This window comes from uncultured Caulobacter sp., assembly GCF_947036865.1.
Lineage (GTDB): Bacteria > Pseudomonadota > Alphaproteobacteria > Caulobacterales > Caulobacteraceae > Caulobacter.
In genome coordinates, this window is record NZ_CAMQSF010000040.1 from 16,578 (window position 1) to 30,203 (window position 13,626).

The 13,626-nt window shown below is 67.9% G+C and carries 17 protein-coding genes; 7 read left to right on the top strand and 10 right to left on the bottom strand.

Annotation, left to right across the window (positions count from 1 at the left end; translation table 11 throughout):
• Nucleotides 1–4 precede the first annotated feature (4 nt).
• The 3 genes from Q0V34_RS16930 to Q0V34_RS16940 all read right to left on the bottom strand — a co-directional run bounded on the left by Q0V34_RS16930 (nucleotide 5) and on the right by Q0V34_RS16940 (nucleotide 3,185).
• Nucleotides 5–442, bottom strand: a complete 438-nt coding sequence (locus Q0V34_RS16930) for a VOC family protein (RefSeq protein ID WP_297514231.1) — start codon at nucleotides 440–442, stop codon at nucleotides 5–7.
• Nucleotides 443–516: 74 nt separating this feature from the next.
• Nucleotides 517–2,454: an ABC transporter ATP-binding protein/permease gene (locus tag Q0V34_RS16935; RefSeq protein WP_297514268.1), complete on the bottom strand. Its 1,938-nt coding sequence runs from the start codon at nucleotides 2,452–2,454 to the stop codon at nucleotides 517–519.
• Nucleotides 2,385–3,185, bottom strand: a complete 801-nt coding sequence (locus Q0V34_RS16940) for a hypothetical protein (protein WP_297514234.1) — start codon at nucleotides 3,183–3,185, stop codon at nucleotides 2,385–2,387. The genes Q0V34_RS16935 and Q0V34_RS16940 overlap by 70 nt, the downstream gene beginning before the upstream one ends.
• A 73-nt stretch (nucleotides 3,186–3,258) precedes the next feature.
• Here Q0V34_RS16940 and Q0V34_RS16945 point away from each other — a divergent pair, with 73 nt between their 5' ends.
• Nucleotides 3,259–3,867, top strand: coding sequence for a TIGR00730 family Rossman fold protein (locus tag Q0V34_RS16945; protein WP_297514237.1), 609 nt, complete (start codon nucleotides 3,259–3,261; stop codon nucleotides 3,865–3,867).
• A gap of 102 nt (nucleotides 3,868–3,969) precedes the next feature.
• Complete coding sequence (locus Q0V34_RS16950) at nucleotides 3,970–4,284, top strand: hypothetical protein (protein ID WP_297514240.1); 315 nt, start codon at nucleotides 3,970–3,972, stop codon at nucleotides 4,282–4,284.
• Between the two features lie 86 nt (nucleotides 4,285–4,370).
• Here Q0V34_RS16950 and Q0V34_RS16955 read toward each other — a convergent pair whose 3' ends face one another.
• From Q0V34_RS16955 to Q0V34_RS16975, 5 genes are all read right to left on the bottom strand, one after another.
• Nucleotides 4,371–4,508 carry a hypothetical protein gene (locus Q0V34_RS16955; RefSeq protein ID WP_297514271.1) on the bottom strand — a complete coding sequence of 46 codons (138 nt, stop codon included), beginning with the start codon at nucleotides 4,506–4,508 and terminating at the stop codon, nucleotides 4,371–4,373.
• Nucleotides 4,509–4,875: 367 nt separating this feature from the next.
• A complete protein-coding gene (locus tag Q0V34_RS16960) occupies nucleotides 4,876–6,015 on the bottom strand; it encodes an acyl-CoA dehydrogenase family protein (protein ID WP_297514243.1) in 1,140 nt (379 codons plus the stop codon).
• A 15-nt stretch (nucleotides 6,016–6,030) separates the two neighbouring features.
• Nucleotides 6,031–6,456: an endonuclease domain-containing protein gene (locus Q0V34_RS16965; protein ID WP_367272084.1), complete on the bottom strand. Its 426-nt coding sequence runs from the start codon at nucleotides 6,454–6,456 to the stop codon at nucleotides 6,031–6,033.
• 44 nt (nucleotides 6,457–6,500) lie between these two features.
• A complete protein-coding gene (locus Q0V34_RS16970; RefSeq protein ID WP_297514248.1) occupies nucleotides 6,501–7,715 on the bottom strand; it encodes an acyl-CoA dehydrogenase family protein in 1,215 nt (404 codons plus the stop codon).
• A gap of 150 nt (nucleotides 7,716–7,865) precedes the next feature.
• Nucleotides 7,866–8,744, bottom strand: coding sequence for a nicotinate-nucleotide--dimethylbenzimidazole phosphoribosyltransferase (locus Q0V34_RS16975; protein WP_297514251.1), 879 nt, complete (start codon nucleotides 8,742–8,744; stop codon nucleotides 7,866–7,868).
• A 117-nt stretch (nucleotides 8,745–8,861) separates the two neighbouring features.
• On the opposite strand from Q0V34_RS16975, the gene Q0V34_RS16980 reads away from it, so the two are divergent.
• Together Q0V34_RS16980 and Q0V34_RS16985 are read left to right on the top strand one after the other, a co-directional pair.
• A complete protein-coding gene (locus Q0V34_RS16980; RefSeq protein WP_297514273.1) occupies nucleotides 8,862–9,086 on the top strand; it encodes a DUF1289 domain-containing protein in 225 nt (74 codons plus the stop codon).
• A 347-nt stretch (nucleotides 9,087–9,433) separates the two neighbouring features.
• Nucleotides 9,434–9,943, top strand: a complete 510-nt coding sequence (locus Q0V34_RS16985) for a TIGR02281 family clan AA aspartic protease (RefSeq protein ID WP_297514253.1) — start codon at nucleotides 9,434–9,436, stop codon at nucleotides 9,941–9,943.
• Nucleotides 9,944–9,946: 3 nt separating this feature from the next.
• On the opposite strand, the gene dusA is transcribed toward Q0V34_RS16985, so the two are convergent.
• Complete coding sequence (gene dusA / locus Q0V34_RS16990) at nucleotides 9,947–10,963, bottom strand: tRNA dihydrouridine(20/20a) synthase DusA (protein WP_297514256.1); 1,017 nt, start codon at nucleotides 10,961–10,963, stop codon at nucleotides 9,947–9,949.
• Between the two features lie 113 nt (nucleotides 10,964–11,076).
• On the opposite strand from dusA, the gene Q0V34_RS16995 reads away from it, so the two are divergent.
• Nucleotides 11,077–12,156 carry a site-specific integrase gene (locus Q0V34_RS16995; RefSeq protein ID WP_062093639.1) on the top strand — a complete coding sequence of 360 codons (1,080 nt, stop codon included), beginning with the start codon at nucleotides 11,077–11,079 and terminating at the stop codon, nucleotides 12,154–12,156.
• Here Q0V34_RS16995 and Q0V34_RS17000 read toward each other — a convergent pair.
• Entirely contained in the window at nucleotides 12,153–12,527 is a 375-nt protein-coding gene (locus Q0V34_RS17000; RefSeq protein ID WP_062093638.1) for a hypothetical protein, read from the bottom strand. The genes Q0V34_RS16995 and Q0V34_RS17000 overlap by 4 nt on opposite strands.
• Before the next feature lie 156 nt (nucleotides 12,528–12,683).
• Here Q0V34_RS17000 and Q0V34_RS17005 point away from each other — a divergent pair, with 156 nt between their 5' ends.
• Both Q0V34_RS17005 and Q0V34_RS17010 read left to right on the top strand, forming a co-directional pair.
• Complete coding sequence (locus Q0V34_RS17005) at nucleotides 12,684–12,947, top strand: DksA/TraR family C4-type zinc finger protein (protein ID WP_062093637.1); 264 nt, start codon at nucleotides 12,684–12,686, stop codon at nucleotides 12,945–12,947.
• Nucleotides 12,948–13,140: 193 nt separating this feature from the next.
• Nucleotides 13,141–13,494, top strand: a complete 354-nt coding sequence (locus Q0V34_RS17010; protein ID WP_062093636.1) for a hypothetical protein — start codon at nucleotides 13,141–13,143, stop codon at nucleotides 13,492–13,494.
• Nucleotides 13,495–13,626: the final 132 nt, after the last annotated feature.

Sequence of the window (13,626 nt, forward strand, 5' to 3'; positions counted from 1 at the left end):
ACGGCTACCAGGCGCCGACGTTCGGCATCGAGACCCAGGGCTCCGCCGGCGGCAGGTCGCCTTCCTGCAGCAGCTCGACCGAGATGTTGTCGGGCGAGCGGACGAAGGCCATGTGGCCGTCGCGCGGCGGGCGGTTGATCGTCACGCCCATGTCCATCAGTCGCTGGCAGGTCTCGTAGATATTGTCGACGCGGTAGGCCAGGTGGCCGAAATTGCGCGCGCCGCCATAGTCCTCGTCGTCCCAGTTGTAGGTCAGCTCGACCATCGGCCCCTTGCGCTCCTTGGCCAGCTCCACGTCGCCCGGGGCGGCCAGGAACACCAGGGTGAAGCGCCCCTTCTCGTTCTCCGTCCGGTACATTTCGCGCAGGCCCAGGCCCTCGCAATAGAACCGCAGCGAGGCGTCCAGGTCGCGGACGCGGACCATGGTGTGCAGATAGCGCAAGACGAAAGCTCCTCTCGAAGACCCGGCGACGGATATAGACCCCGCCTCCCCGACCACAATCCCTAAAACTGGCCCTAAAACTGACCCTGAACCGGCTCGCGCTCGCGGGTCTGGCGTCGCCACAGCGCGGCGTATTCGCCGCCGGCCTCCAGCAGCGCCTCGTGGCGGCCGCGCTCGACCACCTTGCCCCGGCGCAGGACGATGATCTCGTCGGCGTCGGCGATCGTCGACAGGCGGTGCGCCACCACCAAGGTGGTTCGGCCCGCCCGCGCCTTGCGCAAGGTCGCCTGGATCGCCGCCTCGGTGCGGCTGTCCAGGGCGCTGGTCGCCTCGTCCAGGATCAGCACGCGCGGCTCGGCCAGCAGCGCCCGGGCGATGCCGACCCGCTGGCGCTCGCCGCCGGACAGCTTCAGGCCGCGCTCCCCGACCTTGGTGTCCATGCCCTCGGGCAGGTTGCGGATGAACTCGCCCAGCTCCGCGGCCTCGGCCGCCGCCCATACTTGCGCCTCCGACGCGTCGGGCCGGGCGAAGGCGATATTGGCCGCCAGGGTGTCGTTGAACAGCGCCACGTCCTGCGGCACCAGCGCCACCGCCCGCCGCAGCGAGGCCTGTTTCAGATCGCGCAGGTCCTGGCCGTCCAGCGTCACGCGACCCTCTTGAGGATCGATCATCCGCAGGGCCAGCCGCACCAGCGTCGTCTTCCCCGCCCCCGACGGGCCGACGATGGCCACGGTGCTGCCCGGCGCGACGGTCAGCGAGACGTCCGACAGGCCCTCCGAGCGCGCGCCGTGGCGGAACGAGACGCGCTCGAACGTCACCGCCCCGCCGCGCTGGTCGGGACACGGCGGCAGGTCGCGGGCGTCCGGACGATCGGCGACGTCGGCGGTCTGGCGGCGCAGCTCCAGCATCGCCTCCATGTCGATCAGGGACTGGCGGATCTCGCGATAGGCGAAGCCCAGGATGTTCAGCGGGGCGTAGAGGTTGATCAGGATCAGCACCGCGGCGGTGACGTCGCCCGGCCCGATCCGCCCGGCCGCCGCCTGGCCGCCGGCCAGCACGGCCATGGCGCCGAGGCCCAGGCTCATCACCGCCGACTGGACGATGTTCAAGAGGTTCAGCGAATTGGTCGCCTTGACCTGCGCCGCGCCATAGACGTCCAGCGCCCGGCCATAGCCCGAGACCGCCCGCGCCTCGGCGCCGAACGACTTGACGGTCTCGTAGTTCAGCAAGGCGTCGACCGCCCGGCCGGCCGCCTCGGCGTCGGCGTCGTTCAACACCCGCCGATGGCCGATCCGCCAGTCCGAGATGGCGAAGGTGGCGTAGCCATAGATCCCCACCGTCGCCAGGGCCACGGCCGCGAACCGCCAGTCATAGGCCTTGGCCAGCACGATCGCGGCCATGACCAGCTCGACGGCGGTGGGCGCGACGTTGAAGACCAGGCCGCGCAGCAGGAAGTCCATCGACCGCGCGCCGCGATCGATCACCCGCGACAGCGAGCCGGTGCGCTTGGACTGGTGGAAATCGATCGACAGCGACAGCGCGTGGGCGAAGGTCTCGACCGCCGCGCGGTTCTGGGCCGCCTGCGCCACGGGGGTGAACACCGCGTCGCGCGCCTGGGGCGCGGCGGCCGACACGAACCGGACAAAGGCCCAGCCGCCCGCCAGCCCGGCGAACGCCCAGGTGACGGCCGCCGCCGCGCCGTGTCCGGCGGAGAGGTGGTTGACCGCCTTGCCCAGCATCAGCGGCGCCAGCACGCCCAGGGCCTTGCCGGCCAGGGTCAGGGCCAGGGCCACGACCACGCGCCAGCGCAGACCGGGCGCGCCGGACCTCGCGACCAGCCGCGCCAGATCGCTCATCGCCCGCCAGAAGCGCACCGGCTGCTCGGCCTTGGCCACCGCGCCCGGCACGGCGACGCGCTTCGACGGCCCGCCCAGACCGCGCATCAGGACGCGCCGCCGATCAGCAGGGTGGTCTGGATCCCGCCGCCCGGCGTCATCCAGTCGACCCGCCAGCCCTCGGCCAAACGGTCGGCGCGAACCGGTCCCGCGACGAGGGGCCGCGCGGGCGAGACCACGACGGAGGCGGCGTCCTCCCCGCCCTCGCCGGCGACCTGGATGTCGTGCGGACCGGGAGTCATCGCCGCGTTCAGCGAGATCGAGAACCGCCCGGCGTCGTCCGTGCGGCCGCCGCCGCGGGTGACGCGGTCGACGCGTACGTTCAGGCCCGCGCCCGGCGCGGCGACGCCCGACACCACCGCCCCGCCCTCGCGATCGACATCGACGGCGAGGATGCGCGGCGAGCTGGATCCCCGCGCCAGGCGTTCGGCGCCCGCGCCCGCGCGCAGCAGCGCCACCTCCCCGCCCTCCGCGACCATGACATAGCCTTCGGCCTGCACCGCGCGACCGTCCCTGGTCGTCGAGAGGCCAAACAGTCGGACGCCCGGCGCGGCGCGCACCGCCAGGTTCCAGCGCCCCTTGGCGTCGGTCTTGCTCATCACCGCTTCGCCGGTCGGCGAACCCAGGCGCACGTCCGCGTCGGGCGCGCCCTGGCCCGAGAGGATCACCCGATCGCCCTCCCGTCGCGCGGCCTCGACCACCGGCGGCGCGACATAGCCGGCCTCGGCGCTGTCGGGCTTGTCCGGGCGTTCGGGGGCCACCGGCGCGCCGGGTTCGCACGCGGTCAGCAACGCCGCGCTCGCCGCGACGATCGAAGCCTTGAAAGCCGGGAAGCGAATCCTGATCATGCGGCCTCAAATAGGAACGATCGAAGGGCTCGCATCTCCGGCGGGCCCTGTCTTGTGTGTGGAGTGGACGACGATGCCCGACGTGTCTAGCCGCCTGGGCGCCGTCTGTGTCTACTGCGGCTCCTCCGACGACGCCGAGCCGTCGTACATCGCCGACGCGTATCGGATCGGCGAGAGCTTCGCGCGCGCGGGCCTGAAGCTGATCTATGGCGGCGGCGGCGTCGGGCTGATGGGCGCGACGGCGCGCGGCGCCCATTCGGCCGGCGGCGCGGTGCTGGGAATCATCCCGACCTTCCTGCGCGGCCGCGAGCAGCCGTTCGACGACGTCGAGACGGTGGTCGTCGACAACATGCACGAGCGCAAGATGATGATGTTCGAGCGCGCCGACGCCTTCGTCGTGCTGCCCGGCGGCATCGGCACCCTGGAAGAAATCGTCGAATTGCTATCTTGGCGTCGTTTAGATCTTCACCAGAAGCCGATCGTGTTCCATAACCCCGCCGGCTTCTGGGACCCGTTCTTCGCGCTGATCCGGCATACGATCGATGCGCGCCTGACCCCGCCCAGCCTCGCCGACGCCTGGCGCGCGGTCGAGCGCGCCGAGGACGTGACGCCGGCCCTCCTGGCCTGGAACGCGGAAATCTACCAGGCCGGCGCGCCGGCGGCGCTTCGCCGATTGACTTAGTTTCTAAAAAAGACGCACTATGACGCTGGGCCGCCGTTCGCCGAACGCCGCGCGCCCATGCGTCGGAACTCCCATCCGGCGCGGGGATAGGAGATCAAAGATATGCGTACCGCTGTTTTCGCGGGCCTGACCGCCTGCGCCCTGATGTTCGCCGGCCTCGCCAACGCCGCCGACACCGAGAGCGCCTCGCTGAAGCTCAAGACCGCCACCACGACCGAGCAATTCATCCACGAGGGCGTCGTCTGGCGTTGCAAGGCCGACGCCTGCAGCGCGCTCACCGTGCCCTCGCTGCCGGTCGGCCGCGCCTGCCGCAAGCTGGCGGGGCAACTGGGCGAGGTGACGATGTTCAACTATCGCGGCAAGACGCTGGACGACGCCGGCCTGGCCGACTGCAACACCGCCGCCAAGAAGGGCTAAACGCCGCCCGGGCCGGAACCCTCGCCCCGCGAAAAGCTCGGGGTGAGGGTTCCCCGCTTGCCGTCGCGCTCACCGCGCGTATGGGACTATCGCTTTCCAGACTTCTCGGACGACGACCTGGGCGGCCTCGAACTCGGCCGGCCGCCCACCAGCATCCCGCCCAGCAGCGCGAACGAGAACATCGCGTGGTTCATCTTCGATACGTTCATGGCGGCGTCTCCCAGACATAGCCGTTAGGACCAGGAGACGCGCGCGGCTTACAGGGGCTCTCACCCTCCTAGTCGTCAGCGCGTCGGAGGCGAGCATGCGCCGGTCGCCGGCGCGCGCAAGATAATAATCTGTGTAAAGATCATATCAGCGTGCGGACGAAGCCGCGCCGCCGGCCGAGCGACGCCGTCGCGGAATAGTCCGTACACGTTTCCATTTTCCGCCAATCGAAGCCCCGAAAGGCTTTGCGTCCGCGTGCTCCGCCAGAACAAAGCTCCGCCTTGCGCCCAAGATCCGCGCGGCGCGGCGCCCACGAAAAAGCCGCCCGCGTCGCCATGACGCGGGCGGCTTCGACGATCTCGAGCCTCCGATCCGCGCGCCGCGTCAGGCCGCGGCGTCGAAGGACAAGGCTTCGTAGCGCTTCAGGTGGTGATCGACCGAGCCGAACAGGCCCTCGATCAGGCTGGCGCGCTTGAAATAGTGGCCGATGGCCAGCTCGTCGGTCATGCCCATGCCGCCGTGGATCTGGATGGCGTTCTGGCCCACGAACTTGCAGGCGCGGCCCACGCGGACCTTCATGGCCGACACGGCCTTGGCGCGCTCGGCGGCGTCTTCCTCGACCTTGATGGTAGCCATATAGGTCATCGACACCGATTGCTCGACCTCGATGAACATGTCGACCATGCGGTGCTGCAGCACCTGGAAGTTGGCGATGGCCGTGCCGAACTGCTTGCGCTGCTTGGCGTAGTCCAGCGTGCCCTCGTGAAGCTTGCGCAGCACGCCCACGGCCTCGGCGCCGACGGCGGCGGTGGCCTCGTCGATCACGCGGTCGACCAGGTCCAGGCCGTCTTCCGAGATCAGCGCGTCGGCCGGGACCGAGACGTTCTCGAAATAGACTTCCGAGGCGCGGTTGCCGTCGACGGTCGGATAGTCGCGGGTGACGACGCCCGGCAGGTTCTTGTCGATCAGGAACACGCCGACGCCGCCCGCGTCGCGCTGGGCGCCGCCGGTGCGGGCCGTGACGATCAGGTGGCTGGCGAACGGGGCGCCGACCACGACGGCCTTGTGGCCGTTCAGCACCCAGCCCGAACCGTCCTTCTTGGCCGTCGTCTTCAGGTCGCGCCAGGTGTAGCGGGCCTGCGGCTCGGCATAGGCGAAGGCGATGGTGGTGGTCCCGCCGACGATGCCCTCGATGACCGACGCCGCGCCGGCGTAGCCCGAGTGCTTCATGAAGCCGCCGCCGATCACCACGGTGCCCAGATAGGGCTCGATGACCAGCGCCTTACCGAACTCCTCCATGACGATCATGTTGTCGATCGGACCGCCGCCCAGACCGCCCAGCTCTTCGCTGAACGAGGCGCCCAGAATGCCCAGCTCCTCGGCGAAGGCCTTCCAGTAGTCGGCGCGCCAGCCGGCGTCCGAGCTGACGATCTTGCGGCGCGTGTCGAAGTCGTACTTGTCCCGCAGGAAGCTCGCGACCGTGTCGCGAACCATCGACTGCTCTTCGGTGAAGTTGAAATCCATAGGGATCGCTTCCTCTTATGGTTCCCCTCCCCCTTGCGGGGAGGGGTTAGGGGTGGGGGTGCCAGCGCCGACGAGCGCTAGGATTTGTTCGACGACCGAATACGGGTCGTTGATGGCCTGCGAGTTGGGAACCCGGATCACCCGGTACCCGCGCCCCTCCAGCCAGGCTTGGCGTTCGGCGTCGCGGATAGCCACGTGGTCCAGGTCGTGAACCGCGCCGTCAACCTCGACGATCAGTCGATGGTGATGACAGACGAAGTCCACGATGTAAGGCCCGAATGGCGCCTGGCGACGAAAGTGAGATCCGGGGATCTCGACTTTCCTCAGCGCCTTCCAGAACAGCTTTTCCGCCAAGGTCGGCTCGCGACGCATTCGCTTGGCCGAGCGATCGGCTCGGTCGGAATGGTGCAAAGCTCCCGGCGTCCGTGCTGACACCCCCACCCCCGGCCCCTCCCCGCAAGGGGGAGGGGTGCTAGAGTTTTAATTCACAGCCCCAGCACCATCTTGGCGATGATGTTGCGCTGGATCTCGTTGGAGCCGCCATAGATCGACGTCTTGCGGACGTTGAAATAGGTCGGCGCCGCGCGGTGGGCGAAGTCGGGGCCGATCGGGTGGGCGTTGTCGCCGTCGGTCGGGAAGCCGCGGAAGTAAGGCGCGCCGTAGTGGCCGGCCGCTTCCAGCACCAGCTCGGTGATCCGCTGCTGGATCTCGGTGCCCTTGATCTTCAGAACGCTCGACTCCGGCCCCGGGCCCTTGCCGGCCGCTTCACCGGCCAGGGTGCGCAGCTCGGTGTATTCCAGCGCCGTCAGGTCGATCTCCAGCTCGGCGACCTTGCGCTTGAACATCGGGTCCTTGATCAGCGCCGAGCCGTCGTCGCCCAGCTCGGTCGAGGCGATCTGGCGGATGCGCTCGATGCCGCGCTTGGACCGCGCCACACCGGCGATGCCGCTACGCTCGTGAGCCAGCAGGAACTTGGCGCAGGTCCAGCCCTTGTTCTCCTCGAAGATGCGGTTCTCGACCGGCACCTTGACGTTCTCGAACCAGACCTCGTTGACCTCGTGCTCGCCGCCCAGGGTGATGATCGGACGCACCGTGACGCCCGGCGACTTCATGTCGATCAGCAGGAACGAGATGCCTTCCTGGATCTTGGCGTTCGGGTCGGTGCGGACCAGGCAGAAGATCCAGTCGCCGTGCTGGGCCAGGGTGGTCCAGGTCTTCTGGCCGTTGACCAGATAGTATTCCTTGCCGTCGTCGCCGGTGAAGCGCTCGGCCTTGGTCTTCAGGCTAGCGAGGTCGGAGCCGGCGCCCGGCTCGCTATAGCCTTGCGACCACCAGATGTCGCCCGACAGGGTCGGCGGCAGGAAGCGCTCTTTCTGCTCCGGCGTGCCGAAGGTGTAGATCACCGGTCCGACCATGTTGATGCCAAACGGCAGGATCGGCACGCAGTCGGCGCGCGCGGTCTCTTCCGACCAGATGTAGCGCTGCACGGAGGTCCAGCCCGGACCGCCATATTGGGTCGGCCAGGCCGGCGCGACCCAGCCCTTCTTGGCCAGGATGCGGTGCCAGGAGAGGAAGTCCTCCTTGGCCATTTCCTCGCCTTCCTCCTGCTTCTCTCGCAGGCCCGCCGGATAGTTCTCGGCGATGAAGGCGCGAACCTCGTCGCGGAAGGCGAGGTCCTCGGGCGAGAAGTCGAGATTCATGGCGAGCTCCCGTGCTGCCGGCCCCTCTGGGGGAGGCCGTTCAATGCGTTTCAGGAGACACGATAGATGTCGAACGGACGTTTGGAAAGATGACGTTAGCGTCAACGGAAGCGAAAGTGATCTCCGTTCACCTGAGCGCGCCCGACGCCTCTACCGGACCTCGCAGGCCAGCTTGACCAAGGCCAGCGCCGTGACGCCGCCGACGCCTTCCTCGTCCAGCGTATCGAGCGCCAGCAGCGGGCGCTTGTCGAGCTTTTCCAGCAGCCGTGCGTGGCCCTTGGCGGGGCTAACATGCGCCGCCTGGCAATGGTCGATCGCCGTCGGCTCGACGGCGCGCAGAATGGCCGCGGCGGCGCAGGCGGCGTAGCCGTCCAGCAGCACGGGGATCTTCTGCACCCGCGCGGCCAGGATCGCGCCGAGCACGGCGGCGGTCTCGCGTCCGCCCAGCTGACGCAGGATCTCCAGGGGGTCATCGCCCATGCCGTCGGCCTGGGCGCGGGCAACCGCGGCCGCGACGACATCCGGCTCATCGGACCAGTCGGACGCCTCGCCGCCGAACAGGGCCAGGCAGATGGCGGCGGCGGTGCGGGCCGTCTCCGCGACGATGACGCCGGGGATCAGAAGGTCGGGCTGCTTGGCCAGGGCCTCCATGCCGAAGGCCATGGTCGCCGCGGCCTCCTTCTCGCTCATGGCCGGCTTGTCGAACGCCGGCGAGGGCCGGTCGATGGCCAGGTCGAAGGCCTCCAGCCCCGCGCCCTGGACGCCGGCCAGGCGCGAAACGGTCGCGCCGCCCGAGGCGATGGCTTCCAGGCGATCGCGGGCGTAGCCACGGGGTCCGACGCCCTGACGCGCGCCGGCATACAGCGCCACGACGGGACGGTTCACGGCCGGCGGCGTCTTGCCGCTCCAGGCGGTGAGCCAGGCGGAGATCTCGCCCAGGCGCCCGCCCTGCTCGAGCGCCGGCGAAGGCCCCGGCGCGGGCGGCGAGACGGCGAGCTGGCGGATGTCGGCAAACGGAGAAGCGGTCATGGGCGCGGACTTAAACCGCTCCGCGCCCAAAGCAACCCCCGACCGGCGCCTGCTTTCGGGAGCCCCGCCCCTCGCCGATGCTTGCGCGGCGGCGGCGGAACGAAGATGCTCGACGCCATGACGACCCGAGACGCCCAGCCGCCGCGCCCCATCGCCACGCCTTGCGTGAAGGTCTGCGCGGTCGACGGCGCCTCGGGCTACTGCCTGGGCTGCCGCCGGACCTTGCCGGAGATCGCCGGTTGGGCCCGGTTCAGCGACGCGGAGCGCGCGGCGATCATGGCCGCCCTCCCCGATCGTCCCGATCCGATGGACGCCCTGATGGCCGCCGCCGCGCGACGCTAGCTGTTGCGCGCCGCCCTTGGGCGGCTGGGACACCGTCCCGTTCGGCAAGCGGCTTGGTCTTCATGGCGTCGCCCTCGATAGCGCGCTCGCACTTCGCTTGGAGAAACAGCGCCGCGCCACCGAGCTTCGAAGTATATTCGGGAACAGGTGACGATATTCCGTCCGGTCAGAACTATCTATCGCCGACAGTCATAGGGAATTTTCAGAACTCCCGGCCACGTTAGCTTATCGCTAACCATGACCAGGAAATCCGCCACGGCGATTCACGCCTTGAAAACGCCTCCCTGCTATTGCTTTAGGCCAAGATCGCAGAAGCGGTCGCAAAGCCTGTATGGCGGGGTGTCTGAATGTTGAGGTTCGCGGCGATCGCCTTGGTGGGAGCGCTCTCGGCGGTGGGGGCGGCCAAGGCCGTCGTGTCGCTGGACGATCTGCGCCATCCCGAGCTCCACGCGCCGAGCGCCGCCTCCGCCACCCTGGGCGGCGCCGAGGGCGGCGCGGCCCAGCTGACCAAGGACAGCGACGGCCACTTCTGGGCCCACGCCGCGGTCGACGGTCACGACGTGCGCTTTCTGGTGGACACCGGCGCCACCGCCGTCTCGCTCAGCATGGCCGACGCCCAGCGCCTGGGCATCGACACCAGCAAGCTGACCTACGACTACAACGTGATCACCGCCGACGGCCGCACCCGCGCGGCGTCGGTGAAGCTGGCCAGCGTCGCCATCGCCGGCGCCAAGGTCCGCGACGTCGACGCCCTGGTCATCGAAAAGGGGCTCGAGAACTCGCTGCTGGGCATGAGCTATCTGGGCCGCCTGTCGCGGTTCGAGGCCACCCCGAACACGCTGATCCTGCACCCGTAGACCTCAAGCCGCGGGCGCGGTTCTCTCCTCGCGCGCGGCCAGGGCCAGCCGCACGGCGTCCAGCGCGCGATCCACGACCTCCAGCCCGGCCCCGGCCTTGACGCCCTCGACGGTCAGGATCCGCCGCCACGCCCTCGCCCCCGGCAGACCGTGGAACAGGCCCAGCATGTGCCGGCTCATCGCCGCCAGCGGCGTCCCCGCCGCCAGTTCGCGCGCCAGGTAAGGACGATAGCGCTCGACCGCCGCGAAGCTGTCGACGTCCTCGACCGCCTCGCCGAAGACCCGCCGGTCGACCTCGCCCAGCAGCCCCGCCTCGTGATAGGCCGCGCGGCCCAGCATCACCCCGTCGACGCCGTTCGCCAGATGCTCCAGCGCCGCGTCGACGCCAGGCACGCCGCCGTTAATGACGATCGTCAGGTTCGGCCGCTCGCGCTTGAGCCGGTAGACCAGAGGATAGTCGAGCGGCGGGATGTCCCGGTTCTCCTTCGGCGACAGCCCTTGCAGCCAGGCCTTGCGGGCGTGGACCACGAAGCTCTCGACGCCCGCCGCCGCGCAACGGTCGACCAGGGCGAAGAGGCTCTCCTCGGGGTCCTGGTCGTCGACGCCGATCCGGCACTTGACCGTCGCGGGGATCTTCACCGCCGCCTTGATGGCCGCCATGCACTCGGCCACGAGGTCGGGCTCGCGCATCAGGCAAGCGCCGAACCGGCCGCTCTGCACGCGGTCCGAGGGACAGCCGACGTTCAGATTGACCTCGTCATAGCCCCAGTCCTCGGCGATGCGCGCCGCCAGGGCCAGCTCGGCCGGATCCGACCCGCCCAACTGCAGCGCGACCGGGTGCTGACCCGGGTCGAAGCCGAGCAGCTTCTCGCGATCGCCATGCACGACCGCGCCGCTCGTCACCATCTCGGTATAGAGCAGCGCCCGGCGCGACAGCACCCGATGCAGCGACCGGCAGTGCCGGTCGGTCCAGTCCATCATGGGCGCAACAGAAAATCTATGGGGTTCAAATCGCGTCATTTTTATCGTATATTCAATGCGTTAGGAGATACCGAAAACCGAAGAACGTACGCGAGTGTACGCAGGTTTTCTCTATGTTCCGACATTCCACTGTACACATGGCGTACACGAAAATGGCGACCTTTGTGAATTTGCCCTCCGGCGCCTGGCGAGCCATCGTCCGTCGGAAGGGGCGCTATATAAGCGAGACGTTCAAGCTACGCGAGGACGCGCGGCGATGGGCCACGGCACAGGAGAGCGCGATCGACAACGGTGCGGCGCCGAAGAAGACGTATGTGACCACGAAGACGTCCCTCGCCCATCTTATCGACCTACACATCGACGATCTCGCCGCAGCCAAAAAGCCCATCGGCCGTACAAAGCTTGAGGCGCTGCTCCATCTGCGCCGGACGATTGGCGAAACGCGTTTTGCCAAGATCGACCGGCAGTTCATCATCGATTTTGGACGCGAGCGCGCCAAGGGCGGGACCGGCCCGGTCACGATCGGCATGTATGTCGGCTGGATCAAGCTGGTCTTCGCCCACGCCTCGGCCGTCCACGAGATCGAGACCAAGATCGAGCCGATCGAAAAGGGCCGATTGGCGCTGAAGCATCTGGGCCTGATTGGCAAAAGCCAGGAACGCGATCGCCGCCCAACCCAGGAAGAGCTCGATCGGCTGTTCAAGTCGTTCGATGAGAACCTCTGGCAGCGCAACCCGATGACGCGGATCATCCAGTTCGCGATCGCCACGGCCATGCGTCAGGACGAGATCTGCCGGATCACCTGGAGCGATCTCGACCTGCGGGCCAAGACCATCATCATCCGCGACCGCAAGGACCCGCGCGACAAGTACGGCAACGATCAGCGTGTGCCGCTCGTCAACATCAATGGCTATGATGCTCTAGGTTTGATCGAGGAGCAGCGGGCGATCCGTAGCAATTTCGACGATCGGATCTTCCCCTACACGGCGACAGCGATCAGCGCGGCGTTCACGCGCACGGCCGCCAAGCTGCAGATCGATGACCTGCATTTCCACGACACGCGCCATGAAGCCACGAGCCGCTTCTTCGAGGCAGGCCTGAAGATCGAGCAGGTCGCCCTGATCACCGGTCACAAGGATTGGAAAATGCTGCGCCGCTACACGCACATCAAAGCCAAGTCCGTCCATGCGGCAGTCGCCCAGCTTCAGACGTGGACGGATCCGGACGACTAACCGACAGGGGTCGGACGCGGTCGCAGTTCGTCGGCTGCATCGGCCGCCTCGAGGAGCACGCGCGCCAGGTCTCGTAGAGCATCGGGCGTTGCCGATAGGTTGGCGATCTTCCTATGCGGTTTCTTGTCGGGCGCCTGGGTAATCAGCTCGGCGAGCAACTCGACCTGACCCAGAAGGACCGGGCGTGCGGTCAGAAACAGCGTTCGCAAGCCCTGCCTGTTATCCTCGCTGGCGATCGATACCCCGCCGGCGCCCGGGATGCCGACATCGGTATCGACGCCAAGATCGAAGACCACATGGTCGACTTGGGCCTGCGTTTCCTGAAGTTGGCCAATGGCCCAGGCGTTGAGATGAGGATCGCTGCCGGTCATCCGCGAACTCTACTCCATTGCCGCCAGTGATACATCCAACCCGTTGGACGTCGCGGAAATGCGGCAATTTGGCATGGCCCCGAACCCGCCCGCGCCACTGGAGAACGCCGGAAGAAACACCATCTAAGCTTCTGGATTAAAGGAGCTTTCGAACGGATGGCAGGCGGCTGGACCCATGACGGGGGCGTTCTCGATCAGATCGAAGATACGGTAACCGACGGCGTCCTCAACGCGCGTGCTCGGCTACCCGCTGGAGAAAGCTTCTTTTTCTGTGTCGAGTGCGGCGAGGACATTCCCGAAGCTCGCCGACGCGCCCTACCCGGCTGCCGGACCTGCATCGAGTGCCAGGCTGGGCGCGACAAGCAAGTGGTGTTCAGCAGCATCAATCGCCGCGGCAGCAAAGACAGCCAGCTGCGCTGATCCCCATCAGACTGGGGACTCGTGCGCCCCGCTTCGCGGCGGCGCGGTCCCCATGGGCTCGGGACTGACTCGCCGCCATTCCTTTGAGCAGCGACGATACCTGGAGCCCGGCCCGAAGCCTCGTGCTTCGGGCCACCCTCTGCGACCTCACGTCGACTCGCCTTTCACATCAGGATGTTCTATATTCGTTCCCATGAACCACGCTCATCCCGTCACCGCTGAACCGCTGACTGCCGTGGAAATCGACGGCTTAGTCGGCGCACCCGGATACCTGGAAACCCTCCCCGCTGTCCGGCATGTGGAAGCCGGCCGCGATGGCGGCTTGGTCATCTGGCTTGACCGCACGATCGACGCCGCGCCGGCGCTCGATGAGGCCCGTCCTGATCGCCCGCACGAGGTCGAGCTGCATGGCCAGGGCGCACCCTGCCAAGCGCTTGTCGACCATCCGCGCGCCCAGCACGTGGAGATGTTCTTCGATGGTCTGGGCGATCCAGAGCACGCCCCGCGCGGATGGTGGCACGCGCGCGTGTGGTTGAAGGCAGCCTAGAGACGTTCGGTACGTCGGCTTGCAGTTTGATGGCTGACCGCTAGCGTCGGCTGAACGGCCGCCTGGAGACCTCTTGAATGTGTTGGTGTGGACGGCCTCTCATCCCAACGGTTTGATGGCGCTTAGCGTCAA